This window comes from Kitasatospora sp. NPDC059160 (assembly GCF_042755465.1).
Taxonomy (GTDB): Bacteria; Actinomycetota; Actinomycetes; order Streptomycetales; family Streptomycetaceae; genus Kitasatospora.
The window spans coordinates 1-15,401 of sequence record NZ_JBHZCN010000016.1; the positions used below are offsets into that span (position 1 = coordinate 1).

The 15,401-nt window shown below is 75.3% G+C and carries 14 protein-coding genes and 1 pseudogene; 5 read left to right on the top strand and 10 right to left on the bottom strand.

Features of this window, described 5'->3' with window-relative positions; translation table 11 throughout:
• Positions 1-384: 384 nt before the first annotated feature.
• The 4 genes from ACFXOZ_RS09300 to ACFXOZ_RS09315 all read right to left on the bottom strand — a co-directional run bounded on the left by ACFXOZ_RS09300 (position 385) and on the right by ACFXOZ_RS09315 (position 3,452).
• On the bottom strand, positions 385-957 hold the full coding sequence (locus tag ACFXOZ_RS09300) for a type 1 glutamine amidotransferase domain-containing protein (RefSeq protein ID WP_380522098.1): 573 nt from the start codon (positions 955-957) through the stop codon (positions 385-387).
• 463 nt (positions 958-1,420) lie between these two features.
• Positions 1,421-1,843, bottom strand: a complete 423-nt coding sequence (locus ACFXOZ_RS09305) for a hypothetical protein (RefSeq protein ID WP_380588791.1) — start codon at positions 1,841-1,843, stop codon at positions 1,421-1,423.
• Between the two features lie 92 nt (positions 1,844-1,935).
• Positions 1,936-2,724 (bottom strand): GAF and ANTAR domain-containing protein, encoded by a 789-nt coding sequence (locus tag ACFXOZ_RS09310; protein WP_380588794.1) that lies wholly within the window; start codon positions 2,722-2,724, stop codon positions 1,936-1,938.
• Positions 2,721-3,452, bottom strand: a complete 732-nt coding sequence (locus ACFXOZ_RS09315; RefSeq protein WP_380588797.1) for a GAF domain-containing protein — start codon at positions 3,450-3,452, stop codon at positions 2,721-2,723. Before ACFXOZ_RS09315 ends, ACFXOZ_RS09310 begins: the two co-directional genes overlap by 4 nt.
• A gap of 244 nt (positions 3,453-3,696) precedes the next feature.
• Between ACFXOZ_RS09315 and ACFXOZ_RS09320 the strand changes: the two genes are divergently transcribed.
• Positions 3,697-4,614: a Rieske 2Fe-2S domain-containing protein gene (locus tag ACFXOZ_RS09320; protein WP_380588800.1), complete on the top strand. Its 918-nt coding sequence runs from the start codon at positions 3,697-3,699 to the stop codon at positions 4,612-4,614.
• Positions 4,615-4,830: 216 nt separating this feature from the next.
• Here the strand turns inward: ACFXOZ_RS09320 and ACFXOZ_RS09325 are convergent, their stop codons facing one another.
• From ACFXOZ_RS09325 to ACFXOZ_RS09335, 3 genes are all read right to left on the bottom strand, one after another.
• The gene (locus ACFXOZ_RS09325) at positions 4,831-5,088 is read right to left on the bottom strand and encodes a hypothetical protein (RefSeq protein WP_380522108.1); all 258 of its coding nucleotides are present in this window, start codon (positions 5,086-5,088) and stop codon (positions 4,831-4,833) included.
• A 135-nt stretch (positions 5,089-5,223) separates the two neighbouring features.
• Positions 5,224-7,713 carry a SpoIIE family protein phosphatase gene (locus tag ACFXOZ_RS09330; protein ID WP_380588803.1) on the bottom strand — a complete coding sequence of 830 codons (2,490 nt, stop codon included), beginning with the start codon at positions 7,711-7,713 and terminating at the stop codon, positions 5,224-5,226.
• Positions 7,706-8,029: an STAS domain-containing protein gene (locus ACFXOZ_RS09335; protein ID WP_380522114.1), complete on the bottom strand. Its 324-nt coding sequence runs from the start codon at positions 8,027-8,029 to the stop codon at positions 7,706-7,708. The genes ACFXOZ_RS09330 and ACFXOZ_RS09335 overlap by 8 nt, the downstream gene beginning before the upstream one ends.
• Positions 8,030-8,167: 138 nt before the next feature.
• Between ACFXOZ_RS09335 and ACFXOZ_RS09340 the strand changes: the two genes are divergently transcribed.
• The gene (locus ACFXOZ_RS09340) at positions 8,168-9,199 is read left to right on the top strand and encodes a YihY/virulence factor BrkB family protein (RefSeq protein ID WP_380522116.1); all 1,032 of its coding nucleotides are present in this window, start codon (positions 8,168-8,170) and stop codon (positions 9,197-9,199) included.
• Positions 9,200-9,211: 12 nt separating this feature from the next.
• Here the strand turns inward: ACFXOZ_RS09340 and ACFXOZ_RS09345 are convergent, their stop codons facing one another.
• Positions 9,212-10,414 carry a PP2C family protein-serine/threonine phosphatase gene (locus ACFXOZ_RS09345; protein WP_380522119.1) on the bottom strand — a complete coding sequence of 401 codons (1,203 nt, stop codon included), beginning with the start codon at positions 10,412-10,414 and terminating at the stop codon, positions 9,212-9,214.
• Between the two features lie 198 nt (positions 10,415-10,612).
• Between ACFXOZ_RS09345 and ACFXOZ_RS09350 the strand changes: the two genes are divergently transcribed.
• Positions 10,613-11,500 (top strand): TIGR03557 family F420-dependent LLM class oxidoreductase, encoded by an 888-nt coding sequence (locus ACFXOZ_RS09350; protein ID WP_380588806.1) that lies wholly within the window; start codon positions 10,613-10,615, stop codon positions 11,498-11,500.
• Here the strand turns inward: ACFXOZ_RS09350 and ACFXOZ_RS09355 are convergent.
• A pseudogene (locus tag ACFXOZ_RS09355) lies at positions 11,434-12,246 on the bottom strand (enolase C-terminal domain-like protein); the annotation flags it as partial. The gene ACFXOZ_RS09350 and the pseudogene ACFXOZ_RS09355 sit on opposite strands and share 67 nt — an antisense overlap.
• A complete protein-coding gene (locus ACFXOZ_RS09360) occupies positions 12,243-13,214 on the bottom strand; it encodes a SigB/SigF/SigG family RNA polymerase sigma factor (protein WP_380522123.1) in 972 nt (323 codons plus the stop codon). The gene ACFXOZ_RS09360 and the pseudogene ACFXOZ_RS09355, both read right to left, overlap by 4 nt.
• Positions 13,215-13,665: 451 nt before the next feature.
• Between ACFXOZ_RS09360 and ACFXOZ_RS09365 the strand changes: the two genes are divergently transcribed.
• Together ACFXOZ_RS09365 and ACFXOZ_RS09370 are read left to right on the top strand one after the other, a co-directional pair.
• Positions 13,666-14,232 (top strand): DUF6328 family protein, encoded by a 567-nt coding sequence (locus ACFXOZ_RS09365; RefSeq protein WP_380588809.1) that lies wholly within the window; start codon positions 13,666-13,668, stop codon positions 14,230-14,232.
• 78 nt (positions 14,233-14,310) lie between these two features.
• Positions 14,311-15,330 carry an SDR family oxidoreductase gene (locus tag ACFXOZ_RS09370; RefSeq protein WP_380588811.1) on the top strand — a complete coding sequence of 340 codons (1,020 nt, stop codon included), beginning with the start codon at positions 14,311-14,313 and terminating at the stop codon, positions 15,328-15,330.
• Positions 15,331-15,401: the final 71 nt, after the last annotated feature.

Consider the following 15,401-nt stretch of genomic DNA (forward strand, 5'->3'; position numbering starts at 1 on the left):
TCGTACTGGACGTACTTGGGCGATTCGGGCGTGCGTCCAGGCGGGATGCCCGGCGTCGCGCGCCTGGCAAGATCCGCCGGACAGGCCCTAGGCCGCGGCACGGATCACGGTGCCCTGCCCGCCCTGCACGCTGACCGTCTGCCGGGCCGCCGCCGGCCCGGTCCAGGCCGCCGACCTCCTGCTGCACCGCTGAACACCCCACCGCCGGAGCGTGGGGAACGCGCGATGAGCATCACCCCCGGAGGCTCCGAGCCCCGGAACCCAGGTCCCCCGGCCTCGGAGCGACACCCCACCGACGTCGAGAAGTCCGTGCACCGGTTGCCCTGCCGCTGAGCCCATGAGCCCCGCAGGCCCGGTGGCCCCACCCGGCGCCGACCGGGAGCGTCAGCCCCGATCGGCGGCCGCGGCCCGCACCTTGAGCGCCGCGTCGATCCCCCGCACGAACTGGTCGAGGTCGTCCGGCGTGCGGGAGGTGATGAGACGCCAGCCGTTCGTGTCGTCCGTGACGAGCGCGGCGTCCGTCCAGTCGGCGCCGGCGTTGGCGAGGTCGGTGCGCAGCGACGGGTAGGAGGTGAGCTCCTTTCCGTACACCACGCCGGCCTCGACCAGCACCCACGGACCGTGGCAGATCGCGGCGACCGGGCGGCCGGAGGTGGTGAAGGCGAGGACGAGGTCGACGGCTTTCCGGTGCGTCCGGAGGGCGTCAGCGTTGAGGGTGCCGCCCGGGACGAGGAGCAGGTCGTAGGCGTCCGCGTCCACGTCGTCGAGGGTGTGCGTCGGTTCCACCGTCTCGCCGCGCTTCTCGTCCCCGACGAGGGTGCGGATGTCGTCCCGGCTCGGGGCGGCGATGTCGACGTGGACGCCGTCGTCACGCAGGTGCCGTACCGGGACGAGGAGTTCGTCCTGTTCGACACCGTGGTTGGTCACGATCGCGAGGACCTTGGTGTGGTTGTTCACGGCTGCCTCCTGTGGCCTCTTCCGGGCCCGGGCCGTCGTCGCCCGGGCCCCCGGACCGCTGCGGGTACCCGGTCTCCGGGCCCCCACCCGGGATTCGCCGGGCCAGGTTCGGGTAGCCGCGCGGCAGCGGCGAACCCCGGCGTCCGCCCCGAGGACCAGGAGGAAGCGGTGAGTGTGAGACGAAGCTCGTGGGCCATAGCGATGCGCGGCCGGCACGGACACGAACGCACGGATCCCGACGGAGCGAGGCCGTTCCCGCCCTCCGTCGTCCGTCCGCACTCCAGGCGGTCCGCCACGGTCGCGGACGCACCGGCGGTCGACCGCCGGAACCCGGACGTTCCGCAGGGGCCGGCCCCGGAACCGGAGCCGCCGGCAGCCGACGCCGTCGCACCGTGAGGCCGACCCCGCCCACCACCGGAGCCCCGGGGGCTCCGCCGTGCCGCCGCGTCCCCCTGTCGTGCCGTCAGTCCTCGCCGGGGTCGCCGTAGCGGGCCCGCCACTCGCGCGCCCTGGCGTTGTGCCACTCGACGCCCTGGGCGGCCTGCTGGATCGAAAGACCGCTGAGCTCGGCGACCGTGCTGAGCGGGACGGGCTCGCCGTCGCACTCTGCGAGCGCGCGGCAGACCTTGCCGGCCCACAGCTCCTCCGGCACGAACGGGCGCTTGCGGTACTGCGCGATCAGATCAGCCAGGTGGTTGACGGTGCAGGCGGTCAGCGCCCGTTCGCCGTCCAGGCTCTGGTCGCTGACGTGCAGCGCGGAGGAATCCGGCACGAGCACGCCGAGCAGGTCGCCCTCGTCGACGGCCCGGCCGCAGAGGTCGCAGAGGTCGAGTGTTCCGGGGATGCCGTCGGACTGGTCGTCCGCTGGGGGGCCGATGTCCTCCATGCGGCGCGCCTACCCGCCGGGTCACAGACCAACCACCTGCCCGAGCAGCGGGGGACGTCGCACCCGGTGACGCCGCAGAACGGTCGCAGCGGTCAGTCGGTGAGCACGGCGGCAGGGTCGATCCGCCCCTCCACGAGGGCGCGGGCCGCGTCGGCGACGCCGGTGCCGCTGCGGCGGGCGTGGTCCCGGAGCGCGTCGAAGGCGCCGTCCATGTCGAGGCCGCCGGCCTCCGCGAGGACGCCCTTGGCCCGCTCGATGGCAGTGCGGTCCGCCGGCGAGGCGCTGATCTCCTCGGCGGCGGTCTGCTCCCGCCCGTAGCGGCGCTGGAGCAGCGCGATCACGGCCAGGTCGGCCAGCGGCTTCAGAACGTCCGGGCCGTCCTCGCCGGGCTCGATCCCGGGGTGGACGTCGAAGACGTTGAGCGCGCCGACGACCCTGCCGTCCAGGCGCAGCGGCACCGCGCGAACCGAGCGGAACCCGAGGTCGAGGGCGCGCGGCACGAAGCGGGGCCAGCGGGCCCCGGCCCGGTCGAGGTCCCGGACGACGACCTGTTCGCCGGTGCGGTGGCAGTCCAGGCAGGGCCCCTCGCCGATGGCGATCTGCAGGGCCTCCAGGCGGCGGACCCGGTCGTTGGAGTAGGCGATGTCGCGCAGCTCGCCACGGCGGTCCGCGACGACGAGACCGGTGCCCGCCGTCCCGCTGAGCGCCGTGCACACTTCGGTGAGCCGGTGCAGGAACTCGACGGTGTCGTAGCCGGGACCGATCAGCGATTCGGTGAGCCCGGCGAACGCCTCGTTCACGCGGGCCTCGCGCGTCATGACCGCCTCCAGTTCCCTTCGGGGCCAGGCTACGCCCGCGCCGGGCCGTCGGTCATCCGTCATCGGTCCTCCTCGGTGAACCGCAGCCGTCGCTCCACGACGTCGTGCGCAACCTCGTCGACCTCGCGGTCGTGGGCGAAGGCGTGGGCGCGGAGCCGGTCGAGGACCTCCTCGGCAGGTGCCCCCAGCTGCACCATGATCATGCCGACCGCCTGGTCCACCTCGACGCCGTTCAGCGGCGGGTCGTCGAGCCACGGCTGGACGGGCACCTCGCCCGAGGGCGTCATGAAGGAGCCGACGATGGCGAGGGTCACGCTGGTGGCGGCGACCTGGATGTCGGCGACCTCACCGGCCGCCGGGAGCCCGGGGGTGGCGCGGTACAGGCTGAGCACGCCGATGCCGGAGGACCCGAGGTGGAGCGGCGAGGCGTAGACGCTGCGAAGGCCCCGGTGGTCGACGACGGCGGTCGAGGCGAGGTCCGTCACCAGGACCGGCCAGCGCACCTCCGCCCGTGCGAGCAGGTCGGCGACGGCCACCGGCCGACGGCTGCGGAAGGCGTCCACGCCGGGGCCCTCGCCAAGGCTGAACTGCCGCTCCTCCAGGTGGCGGGCCCGGCCGTCGCCGGCCCAGACGCCGGCCCGATGGCCGGTGTCGGCCATGAGGGTGATCGAGGCGGCCTCCACGGACAGGGCGTCGACACATGCCGCGCAGAGGCGTTCGGGCAGAGAGGGGCGGCCCGGGCCGTTGACGGCCTCGGCCATGATCTGCGCGATCCGCGTCAGATCGGCCATTTCCGCGCCTCGTTCTCCTCGCCTGCGGCCGACCCGGGCCCTCCGGCTGCCGTCCCGGTCGTCATGGTCGTCCTGGTCGTCGGGTTCTCCCGCACCACGGCGGCTCGCGCCGCGGCATGATCACCGAAGTACAGGTGTCCGGGCCGTCACCACGGGACCACCATCCGTTGCGCGTCTACCCGGATCGGTCCGGCGCACACCCGGGAACGGGTTTCGGCTGCCCCGCCCCGGCAAGCCGCCCGGTATGAACGCTCCCCTGAATCCCTCAGCCCTGCTGAACTCCTCATCCCTGCGCGCGGACCGGTGGGCCCGCCGGCTGCGGCGGGCGCTCGACGCGCCGTCGCACTGGGAGGTCCTCGACCGCCCGGCCGGGCCGATCGCCGATGCTGTGGAGGCCCTCCCGCTCGGCCCGTACCGCGACGCGCTGCACGGCGTCTGGCTCGGGCACCCGCTGCACCCGGTGCTGGTCCAGGTGCCGATCGGCTGCTGGACGTCCGCCGCGCTGCTGGACTTCCTCCCGGGTGCCCGGCGCCCGGCCGACGCCATGGTCACCGTCGGGCTGCTGGGCGCCGCCCCGGCCGCGCTGGCCGGCTGGGTGGACTGGGCCCGGCTGGACGCGCCACGCCGCCGCACCGGTCTGGTGCACGCGCTCGCCAACACCGTCGGCGTGCTGCTGTACGCGGGCTCGCTGTCGGCCCGCTGCCGGGGCCGCCGCGCCCGCGGGCGGCTGCTCGGGCTGGCAGGCCTCTGTGCCGTCACGGCCGGCGGCACGCTCGGCGGTCACCTGGCGTACGCGCAGGCCGCCGGACCCGACCGGACCGCCGCCGTGCCCCGGCTGGCGCCCGCGGACTGGGTCGGACTCGGGCCATTGAACGACTTCCCGCCGGGCGAGCCCGTCCGCAGGACGGCGGGCGGGGTGCCCGTGGTCGTGGTCCGGGTGGGCGAGCGCTGCCACGTGCTCGCGGAGCGCTGCTCCCACCTCTCCGGCCCGCTCGCCGAAGGCACGGTGACCGACGGCTGCCTGCGCTGCCCGTGGCACGGCAGCGAGTTCCGCCTCCGGGACGGCCAGGTCGCCGCCGGCCCGGCCACCGCGCCGCAACCGGTGTTCGAGACCCGGGTGCTGTCCGGGCACCTGGAGGTGCGGCTGCCGGGAGCCGGCTGACCCGTTGATGGAGCCGACGGCTGACCGGCCGTCACCGTTCCGCACCCCGATCAGGGGCTGTCGCCGGGCGATCGAGCAGTCGGATCGAGAGGTCGGAGGATCCATGGCCGACGTCGTCTCCTCACCTCGCGGCACACGCCGCCCGGCCGGTGCACCGTGCCGACGGTTCCGGCGCACGGCCGAGCGACAGTGGCTCGCGATGCGCCACCGGAGCGACTACCGGGAACCGCCCGCCCGGCTCTGCCGGCAAGGGGCCGGCCGCTCACCGGGCCCCTGCACGGCGCAGGCGCGCAGCACCGCGCAGGCGAGGGCGAGGGCGAGGGCCCAGCAGCCGGTCACCGTCAGCGCGAGAGGCGCGGCCGTGGTCCGGAGGCCGGCCGCGAGCAGGCCCAGGGAGAGCAGCCCGAGCGCCAGGACCGTCCGGGTCCGTGCACCCCGGGTGGCCTCCAGGGCCCGGCTGCGCAGCCCGAACACGATTCGACGCCCCAGGGCACCGCGCCGCCGCCCACGCCAAGCCGCTGCCCGCCGCTGCCGTCCGTCCATGACGTCCTGCCTCCTCGCACGCCCGTCCCCCGGTCCGCCGGTCCGGGTTCCCCGTCGGGGCGCGGACTAACGCACGACCTCGTGTCGCGCTCGGAGGCGGACGGCGAGGAGGCAACTGTCGTCCGCGGGGTTGGGGCCGCCCAGCCGGTCCGCGAGGTGGTCGAGCAGCCCGACGAGGTCGGCGGCGGGGTACTCCTCGGCGGCGCGCAGCAGGCGGTCGGGGCGGCCGGTGTCGGCGTCCCGGCGGTTCAGCAGGCCGTCCGTCCAGAGCAGGACGGTGTCGCCGGGGTCCAGCGGCTGGACGGTGTCGCGGTAGCGGCTCTCGGGCAGCGCTCCGAGGACCGTGCCGGTGGGCCCGGCGGCCGGCGCGGCGGCCCCGCCCCGGAGCAGGGCGGGCGGCGCGTGCCCGGCGGCGCTCCAGGTGAGCGTGCGGGCGGCCGGGTCGAGCAGGGCGCACAGCACGCTGGCGATCCGGCGGCCGCCCCGGTGGCAGAGCAGCACGTTGAAGCGGTCGAGCGACCGGGCTGGGCCGGCGCCGACGATGCAGAGCCCGCGCAGCGCGTACCGCAGCTCGGACATGCCGACGGCGGCGGCCAGGCCGTGGCCGCTGACGTCGCCGACCGCGAGCAGCACCGGACCGCCGGGTAGGGCGGTGAGGTCGTACCAGTCGCCGCCCACCCGGCGGTGGTCGCCGGCCGGCAGGTAGCGGGCGGCGTGGTCCAGGCCCGCGAGCGGCGGGTCCGGCTCGTCCGGCGCTCCCATCAGGGCGTTCTGCAGGGCCTGGGTGGTGCGGTGCTCGGCCGCGGCCCGGCGCTGCTGCTCCGCGAGCCTCGTCCGCACTCCGAGCAGGACCTGCTCGGTACGGTGCCGCTCGGTCACGTCCTGGAGGACGCCCCGCACGGCGCACACCCGCCCGGTGGCCGGGTCGACGACCGCCTCCGCAGCGATCCGGACCGTCCGCGCCCCCGGCCCGGGCGGCCCGACCGCGACGTCCACGGCGGGCGGCCGCTGCCCGCCCAGCAGCAGCCGCACCAACGCCCCGACGACGGCCCGGTCGGACGGCCGGACCCGGGCCAGCACCTCGGCCGCGCCGACCGGGCCCGGCCGCCCGGGGTCGAGGCCCAGCAGCAACCGGGCCTCCGGCGAGAGCGACGGGCCCGGCTCCCCGGGCGACCACGCGAAGCTGCCGACGCCGGCCAACCGCTGGGCGTCGCCGGCTCCCGCCGCAGGCTCGGCGGCGCCGTCCGCGGCGCGCCAGGTGAGCAGCAGCCCGTCGAGGAACGGCACCGCCCGCAGGGTGAGCGGCTCCCCCGGACCGGTGGGGCCGTCCGCCCTGGCCGGGTCGTCGGCGCCCGCGCGGTCGTACGTCCTCGTGAAGTCCTCGGTCCGGCCCTCGTACCGGGCGCCGGTGCCGGCCGCGTCCAGGATCCGCGCGAAGGGCCCGGCCGCGACCAGCCCGGGGAACACCTCGGTCAGGCGCCGGCCGATCATCGGGGCGGAGCCGGCCGCGGCGTTCGCGTACCTGATGCGCAGGTCGGTGACGGCCCCCTCGCTGCCGCCCTCCCGGACCACCGACAGCACCAGGACCGGCTCGAACATCGCGTCCAGCACGCCGCGGAACCAGTACTCCCCGCCCGGCACCACCAAGCCCGGCTCGCCGCCCCCGGCCGCGGCGACCCGCAGCAGGTGCCCCGCCGCCAGGCCGGCCAGCGCGTCGAGGTAGCGGGTGGCCGCCCGGGCCCGCTCGGGCGGGCCGTCCCAGCCGAGGCTCATCGCCCCGACGATCCGGTCCCCGCTGCGCAGCGGCACCGCGCAGGCCGTCCGCCCGGGGACGATCCGGCCGGTCTCGGGGGCTCGTCCTCCGGTGTCCTGCGCGTCGAACTCCCAGACCAGGCCGCCGCCGTGGGCGGCGGTGGCCAGCGGCACGCCGGTCTCCGGCGGGATCCGCCGCCACTGGCTGACCCGGCGCGGCTCCACTCCGTGGCTGCCGAGCAGCGTCAGGGCGCCGTCCGGCTCCAGCAGGCCGAGGACGACGGCGACGACGCCGAGCGGTGCCAGCGCCACCTCGTGCAGCAGCCGGGCCAGTTCCTCCGGGGTCTCCGCCGCGGCCAGTGCCGAGACGGCCAGGTGGTAGCGGGCGGCCAGGCCGGGTACCGGGGCCGGGCGGAGGGCGCCGGGCGCCGCCGGGACGGGCCCGGCGGCGGGCTCGACGGGTGCGGGCGGATGCCGCACCGGGCGGACGAACTCCTCGACGGCCTCCTGGAGCGCCGTGTCCGCGGCGAGGTCCGTGATGGGTGCCGCGAGGCCGACCAGCCCGGCGGCGATGTCCGCGACCCGCCGGTTGGTGTCCTGGGAGAGCCGTACCAGGTGGCCGAAGGCCTCGTCCGGCGTGCAGCCCAGTCGCTCGGTGAGCATGCCCTTGGCCTGCTCGATCACGCCCCGGGTGCGCATCGCGCGGCGCAGCCCCTCGGCCTCCGCGCGCAGCCGGTCCACCGCCTCGCGCAGCACAGTGGTCTCGTCGGCCCGGGCGGTCACGGAGGCGCGCCGGTCAGCCACAGGCCGCCGCCACGTCCGGGTAGAGCGGCAGCACCGCCGACACCCCGCTCAGTTCCACGACGTCCCGTACCCGCGGCGCGGCGCCCGCCAGCCGGAGCCCTCCCCCGCCCTCCCGCACCCGCCGGGCGGCGCCGAGCAGGGCGTTGAGGCCGCTGGAGTCGACGAAGCCGACCGCGGCCAGGTCCACGACCAGCCGGGGCGCACCGCCGTCGACCAGCACGTCGAAGAGCCTCCGCAGCTCGGGGGCCGCGAAGTCGTCGAGATCACCGCTGAGCGGAACGACCTTCCAGCCGTTGACCTCGGGAAAGTCCTTCATCCGGATCACCCTCACCACGTGGGCCCCCCTCCAGGCTAGGACCTGAGGAGCCGCTTGGAGCCGGCCCGGGCGGGCAGACGCACCCTCGCGGGCCCGATCCGTGGCGGGTCCGCGCACCGCCGCGCGGAGGAGGACGGCATGAACCCGGTCGAACGCGGGCTGCGCTCGGTGGACGGCTTCCAGCAGCGCCACCGGCCCACCGCCCTGGTCGTCGGCGTGGTCAGGAAGTACGGCGACGACCGCGGCGGGCTGCTCGCCGCGCTGATCAGCTACTACGGCTTCCTCGCCCTGATCCCGCTGCTGCTCCTGCTGAGCACCGTCCTGGGCTTCGTCCTGCACGGCAACCCCGGCGCGCAGAGGTCCGTCCTCGACTCCGCGCTCGCCGACTTCCCGATCATCGGGGACCAGCTCCGCCAGAACGTCCACTCGCTGCGGGGCAGCGGCTTCGCCCTCGCCGTCGGCATGCTGTTCCTGCTCTACGGCGCGCTGGGCGTCGCCCAGGTGCTCCAGCACGCGATGGCCGAGATCTGGAACGTCCCGGGGGTGCGCCGCCCCGGCTACTGGCCGCGGCTGGCCCGCAGCCTGCTGCTCCTGGTGGTGCTCGGCGCCGGCCTGGTACTCGGCACGGGGGCCGCCTCGGTCGTCGCCTCCTCGCTCGGCGGGCCCGCCGCCCGGGTGGGCGGACTGCTCGTCTCCGCGCTGCTGAACGCCGCCCTGTGCCTGGTCTGCTTCCGGGTGCTCACCCCGCGCGGGATCCCGACCCGCGCGCTCCGGCCCGGCTGCGCGATCGCGGGCCCGCTGTTCACCGTCCTCCAGGCCTTCGGCTCCCTGCTCGTCGTGCACGAGCTGCGCCACGCCGGCCAGGTGTACGGCTTCTTCGCCACCGTGATCGGCCTGCTGTCCTGGCTCTACCTGGCCGCGCAGATCACCGTGTACGCCGCCGAGACGAATGTCGTCCTGGCCCGCCGACTGTGGCCGCGCAGCCTGCTCCAGCCGCCGCTCACCGACGCCGACGAACAGGTGCTCGGCGCGATCGCCCGGCAGGAGGAGCGGCGCCCCGAACAACGGGTCGACGTGGAGTTCACCGACCACGCCTCGGAGCAGAACGGCGCCCCCGGTGCGGAAGGTCGTGGCGGTGAGCCCGCCGGACGAGGTGAGCCCTCCGGATGATCCGGAAGGGTCTCACTCGCCCCGCCCGTCGGGGTGCCACTCGACGAGGGCGATCGTGGCGTCGTCGCGCAGCCGGTGGTCCTGGTGGGCGAGCAGCGCGTGGATCAGGTGGCGCAACGCCTCGGGGGCCGGTTCGCCGCTGGCCATGTGCCGGACGACGGTGTCGGTCAGGCGCTCCTCACCGAAGGTCTCACCGGTAACCGAGCGGGCGTCGGTCACTCCGTCGGTGTGGACCAGGAGCCGGTCGCCGGGCTGGAGCCTGAGGTGGTGGACGGCCGGCTGTTCGCGCTCCTGGAAGCCGAGTCCGAGCGGGAGTTCGGCGCGCCGCCGCAGGGCGTCGGCGACCACGTGCCGGCCGCGGATCAGCAGCGGCGTCGGGTGACCGCAGTTGACCCAGGTGAGCTCACCGGTGGCCGCGTCCAGGTCGGCGACGACGGCGGTCAGCAGCCGGTCCGGGATCCAGCGGCAGAGCGTGCGGTCGATGGCCTGCGCGATCTCCGCGAGGCCTCCGCCGGCCCGGCGGGTGCTGCGGCAGGCGGCCAGGGCCACCGAACTGGCGCCGCCGGAGGCGAGGTCGTGCCCCATCGCGTCGAACACGGACAGGTGGAGCCGCCCGGCCGCGACCGAGTGGTCGAAGGCGTCCCCGCCGACCTCGTAGGCGGGTTCGAGGACCGCGCTGGAGGTGACGTCGCGGGTGCCGATGGTGCGGGGCGGCAGGAAGGCCCAGAGGAGTTCGGCCTGGAGGCTCATCGGGCGGTCGCGCGTCGTTCGGACGATCATGTCGCTGAACGCGCCCTTGGAGACCACGAGCAGCGCCACCAGGGCCGCCAGCGACTCCCAGCGGACGAGCACGTCCGGTTCCGGCTGTGGGAGCGCGACCCGCAGGACGCCGATCCGCTCGATCCCGTCGACCAGCGGGAACCAGGCGACGGGCGACGGACCGGCGGAGAACTGGGTGCAGCGCAGCCGGTAGGCGCGCCCCGCGAGCGTGGACTCGATGTCGAGGCGCTCGCCCGGGTCCGGGCCCGACGGTTCGGGCAGCGGTGCGAGCTGCCGTTGCTGGACGTCGGCCAGGAACACCCGCGCCCCGGTGCCGCCCAGCCCGCGGACCGCCTCCTCCACCACACCCGGCAGCTCCCCCGGCCCGCTCGCCCGGGACCGGGCCAGCGCCCGCGCCAGGACCCGGCCCAACGTCTCCTCGTCACACGTCGGCATGTCGCACCTCCGATCACGGTCGCGCCTACCCACTGGCAGCCGGTCCGCACCCGCTCCGGGGCCACCTCCCGGCTCGGCCCGCCGGGCCCGTCCGGCGACCCGCTGCCCGGGCCGCCCGACGCCCCGGAGGTTTCGGCGTGCCGGACCGGGTTAGCCGCTCCGACGAGGAGCCCGAGCCCGCCACGAACGGAGGCTGCCATGACCGCGTTCGGCTACTTCCTGTCCTGCGAGGAGTTCACCCCCGCCCAACTGGTCGAACAGGCCCGGATGGCCGAGGAAGCCGGTTTCACCCGGCTCGCCGTCTCCGACCACTACCACCCGTGGAACGACGCCCAGGGCAGCAGCCCGTTCGTCTGGGGCGTGATCGGCGCGCTCTCGCAGGTGACCCGGCTGCCGGTGACGACGCTGGTCACCTGCCCCACCGTCCGGCTCCACCCGGCCGTCGTCGCGCAGGCGGCGGCGACGGCGGACGTGCAGCTGGCGGGCGGCCTGCGGCTGGGTGTCGGCACTGGCGAGGCGCTCAACGAACACGTCCTGGGCGACCGCTGGCCGCCGTTCGGCGTGCGCGCGGAGATGCTGGAGGAGGCCGTCGCCGTGATGCGAGAGCTCTTCACCGGCGAGGTCGTCAATCACCGCGGCACCCACTACACCGTCGAGAACGCCAAGCTCTACACCGCGCCGGAGAACGGCGAACTGCCCGTGTACGCCTCCGCGTTCGGCCCCAAGGCGGCCGAGACGGCAGCCGGGTTCGCGGACGGGCTGGTCACCATGGCCCCGGACGCCGAACTGATCGGCCGCTACCGGGCGGCAGGTGGCGACGGCCCCGTCCTCGGCGGCGTCAAGGTGTGCTGGTCGCAGGACCGCGAGCGCGCGGTCGAGACCGTCCACCGGCTCTGGCCCAGCGAGTTGCTCCCCGGCGAGCTGGCCCAGGTCCTGCCCACGCCGCGCCACTTCGAGCCGTCGAGGCCGTGCGCCTGGGCGAGGGCGGCGGCGCGCAGCCAGACGGTCAGGCCGCCGCAGCGGGTGGCGTCGGCCTGGAGGCAGTCGACGGCGGGGACCATGCGGGCGAAGTACGGGAGGTCGTAGCCGTACTCGCCGGCGGTGACGTCGGGGGTGACGGCGTCGCGGACGCGGCCCAGACCGGTGAGGTCGTCGGAGGAGACGGGCTCCTCGAACCAGGTGACGCCTTCGTCGGCGAGGGCGTGACCGATCCGCACGGCCTGCTTGCGCCGGTAGCCCCCGTTGGCGTCGGCATAGAGCTCGGTGCGGTCGCCGACGGCGGCGCGGGCAGCACGCACCCGCTCCAGGTCGCGGCGCTCCCGGGTGCCCCAGGACTCACCGATCTTGATCTTGACCCGGGGGATGCCCTGCTCCTCGCTCCAGCCGCGCAGCTGCCGCTCCTGCCGGGCGGCCGAGTAGGTGGTGAAGCCGCCGCTGCCGTACACCGGTACGGGGCGGGCGGCGCCGCCGAGCAGCCGGGCGAGCGGCAGTCCGAGCAGATGGCCGCGCAGGTCCCACAGGGCCAGGTCGAGGGCGGATACCGCCCCGGAGACCAGCCCCGGGCGGCCCGCGTTCCGGACCGCCCGGCTCATGGCCTCCTGGGCCCCGTCGGTGTCGTGCGGGTCACGCCCGGTGAGCAACGGGGCCAGTTCCTCGCGGATCACGGCGGCGGTGGCGGGCGCGCCGTAGGTCCAGCCGAGACCGGTGCACGGGCCGCTGACGGCCTCGGCCAGGACGAGCGTCGTCCTGGCCCAGGCGAGGGTGCCGTCGGCCTCGGGGGCGTCGGTGGGAACGGTGTAGACGCTCACGCCGGTCCGCTCGATCTCGGTCATGCCCGGCCCGCGGTTCGGTCCGCGGAGCCGGGGCCGCTCCCGTCCGGCGGGTCCTCGAACGGCTCGTCCGACCAGCCGGGCGCGTCATGGTCCTCCAGCCGTTCGCGCAGCCCGTTCAGCGTGGTGCTGAGCAGTCGGGAGACGTGCATCTGGGAGACGCCGATGCGGGCCGCGATCTCGGACTGGGTCAGGCCGTCCCAGAAGCGCAGTTTCAGCACGGTCTGCTCGCGTTCGGGGAGGTGGGCGAGCAGGGGGCGGACGGCGGTGCGGAAGTCGGCGAGGTCGATGCCGGGGTCGCAGTCGCCGAGGCGGTCGAGCAGCGCGCTGCCGCTGTCGTCGGTGTCCTGCTCGCGCAGCGCGTCCAGGGAGTTGGGGCGGTAGACCCGGCCGGCCACGAGTCCTTCGGTGGCCTGCGCCACGGTGAGGTGGAGGTCCTCGGCGATCTCCACCGGGTTCGGGAGGCGCCCGAGCTCCTGCTCCAGCCGGTCGGAGCCGCGGGCGACGCTCAGATAGAGCTCCTGCATGCTGCGCGGCACCCGGACGGGCCAGGAGGTGTCGCGGAAGAAGCGCTTGATCTCGCCGGCGATGGTGGGGATGGCGTAGGTGACGAACTCGACGCCGCGCTGCGGGTCGTAGCCGTCGACGGCCTTGATCAGGCCGATCGTGCCGACCTGGAGGATGTCCTCCATGTCCTCGGCGCGGTGCCGGAAGCGGGCCGCGATGAAGCGCACCAGCGGCATGTTCAGTTCGATGATCGTGCCGCGGACGTAGCTGTACGCAGCGCTCTCGCGGGCCAGGCCGATCAGCCGCTGGAACAGCGCGTCGCTCAGCTCGCGCGCTTCGGTCTTGCCCATCGCGCGCAGCTCGGCCTCGGTGAACCGGGGCGGCAGCTCGGACGGGGAGGGCTCGGACGGGAGGCCGGCGGTCGTCCGCACGGCACGGTGAACGGTCTCCGGAAGGGTGGACACTTGCTTCTCCTGGGCATCGGGGTGAACGCCCAGCTCCGCGAACGGGACCGCTCGCGTGCTGTGGACTTCTTCCCCCAGGACCTGTACCCGGCTTCTTCAAGCGAAGGTCCCGGTGGCACCCGGTGGGTGCCGGCGCGGCCACCGGATTCGGCTACGACCGCTGCAACAGGTGTTCTACCCCCACATATGACATGGAATTCACGTTTCAGCTGACTTTTTCTGATTCGTCCGATTCCCCGTGCCGGCAGACGGTTCGATTCCGTGTACAGGGAGGTCACGGTGCGGTCGGGGGCACCGCCTGCTGCTCGCCCACGGCGCGCGTTTGCCCGTGCCCGGCGCGGCTACACGCACGGACGGGCGGGGGCGGAAAGGAGACCGGCAGGAGACGGAGACCCGGGGCTGCGGTCCGACGCAGGGCGCGCCCCCGTGTCCCTCCCGGAGGCGACCCCTCATGGCGACGACGAACACAGGACGGACCGGGCGCGCCCACGCGCCGCGGACCGGGCGGCGGGAGTCCCCCGACGAACGGGCCGACCGGCGCTGGACCGACCTGCTCCAGGAGGTGCGGGTCGCCCAGACCGGCTCCCAGGTGCTGTTCGGCTTCCTGCTGAGCGTGGTCTTCATGGCCCGTTTCCCCCAGCTCGACGGGTTCGGGCGGGGGCTGTACGTGGTCACCGTCGTGCTCGGCGCTCTCGCCACCGGCGCGCTCACCGCACCGGTCGCCTACCACCGGATCTTCGCCGGGCACCGCCTCAAGCCCCAACTGGTCGACGCGGCCGCACGGTTGGTCGCGACCGGCCTGATCCTCCTGTCGCTCACCATCGGCTCCGCGCTGCTGCTCCTGCTACGGGTGGCGGCCGGATCCGCGGTAGCGGCCGGCATCGTCGGAGCCGTGCTGCTCTGGTTCGCCTTCTGCTGGTTCCTGCTGCCGGTCCGGCACCTGCGCCGCACCGACGGGCACTGCGCGCCACCGCTCGCCGATCCCGGCGCGCAGGACCCGCCCGGGCATGAGCCGTGACCGCTACGGCCCTGGCGCCGCAACCCGGGTGTCCCGGCCGCGAGGTTTCGGCTCCCCACCTCCGGCAAGACGCCCGCCATGAGGATCCGTACGCGCTCCGAACCCCGTACCGTCGTCATCACCGGCGCGACCGCAGGCGTCGGCCGGGCCTGCGTCCGCGCCTTCGCCACCGGCGGCGACCGCCTCGTCCTGGTCGCCCGCGGCTCGGCCGGGCTGCACGCCGCGGCCGCCGAGGCCCTGGCCGCCGGCTCACCGGTACGCACCGTCCTGGCCGACGTCTCCGACCCGGAAGCCTGCGAGGGGGCGGCCGCCCACGCGGAAGCCGAGTTCGGCCCGATCGACGTCTGGGTCAACGACGCCTTCGTGTCGGTGTTCGCGCCGTTCACCGAGATCACCCCCGAGGAGTTCAGCCGGGTCACCGAGGTCACCTACCTCGGGTACGTCAACGCCACCCGCGCCGCACTGCGCCGGATGCTGCCGCGCGACCACGGCACGATCGTGCAGGTCGGCTCGGCCATCGCCTACCGGGGCATCCCGCTGCAGACCGCCTACAGCGGCGCCAAGCACGCCATCCAGGGCTGGCACGAGGCGCTGCGCTGCGAACTGCTCGCCACCGCCTCGGGGGTGCGGGTGACCATGGTGCAACTGCCCGCCGTCAACACCCCACAGTTCGACTGGGTGCTCAACCGGCTGCGCGGCCGGGCCCGGCCCGTCCCCCCGGTTCACCAGCCCGAGCTCGCCGCCCGCGCCGTCCGGTACGCCGCCGACCACCCCGGGCGCCGGGAGTACTGGGTCGGCGCCAGCACCGCCGCCACCCTGCTCGCCAACGCGGTCGCTCCCGGCCCGCTCGACCGCTACCTCGCGCGCAACGGCGTCGACGCCCAGCAGGACGACCAGCCGCGCCGGGACCAGGACCCCGACAACCTGTGGACACCCGCCGACGACGACGCCGACCACGGCGCGCACGGGCGCTTCGACGCCGAGGCCCGCGAACGCAGTGCCCAGCTGTGGGCCTCCCAGCACCACGGGCTGCTCGCCGCCGGCGGGGCGGCCCTGCTCGGCGCCGCGGCGGTCGGTGCCCTGGCCCGGGGGCGGTGACGAGCGGTGACCGGGCAGATGAACTCATGGCCCCGGAAACCGCGTTGACCGAACGCCCCCCCGTAGCCGCG

What these genes read in the sequence shown, in the direction of transcription:
- ACFXOZ_RS09315 (WP_380588797.1), bottom strand. Translation starts at nt 3,452, where the DNA reads ATGGCCGATCTGACGCGGATCGCGCAGATCATGGCCGAGGCCGTCAAC.
- ACFXOZ_RS09340 (WP_380522116.1), top strand. Translation starts at nt 8,168, where the DNA reads ATGAACCCGGTCGAACGCGGGCTGCGCTCGGTGGACGGCTTCCAGCAG.
- ACFXOZ_RS09350 (WP_380588806.1), top strand. Translation starts at nt 10,613, where the DNA reads ATGACCGCGTTCGGCTACTTCCTGTCCTGCGAGGAGTTCACCCCCGCC.
- ACFXOZ_RS09320 (WP_380588800.1), top strand. Translation starts at nt 3,697, where the DNA reads ATGAACGCTCCCCTGAATCCCTCAGCCCTGCTGAACTCCTCATCCCTG.
- ACFXOZ_RS09345 (WP_380522119.1), bottom strand. Translation starts at nt 10,414, where the DNA reads ATGCCGACGTGTGACGAGGAGACGTTGGGCCGGGTCCTGGCGCGGGCG.
- ACFXOZ_RS09305 (WP_380588791.1), bottom strand. Translation starts at nt 1,843, where the DNA reads ATGGAGGACATCGGCCCCCCAGCGGACGACCAGTCCGACGGCATCCCC.
- ACFXOZ_RS09370 (WP_380588811.1), top strand. Translation starts at nt 14,311, where the DNA reads ATGAGGATCCGTACGCGCTCCGAACCCCGTACCGTCGTCATCACCGGC.
- ACFXOZ_RS09335 (WP_380522114.1), bottom strand. Translation starts at nt 8,029, where the DNA reads ATGAAGGACTTTCCCGAGGTCAACGGCTGGAAGGTCGTTCCGCTCAGC.
- ACFXOZ_RS09365 (WP_380588809.1), top strand. Translation starts at nt 13,666, where the DNA reads ATGGCGACGACGAACACAGGACGGACCGGGCGCGCCCACGCGCCGCGG.
- ACFXOZ_RS09310 (WP_380588794.1), bottom strand. Translation starts at nt 2,724, where the DNA reads ATGACGGATGACCGACGGCCCGGCGCGGGCGTAGCCTGGCCCCGAAGG.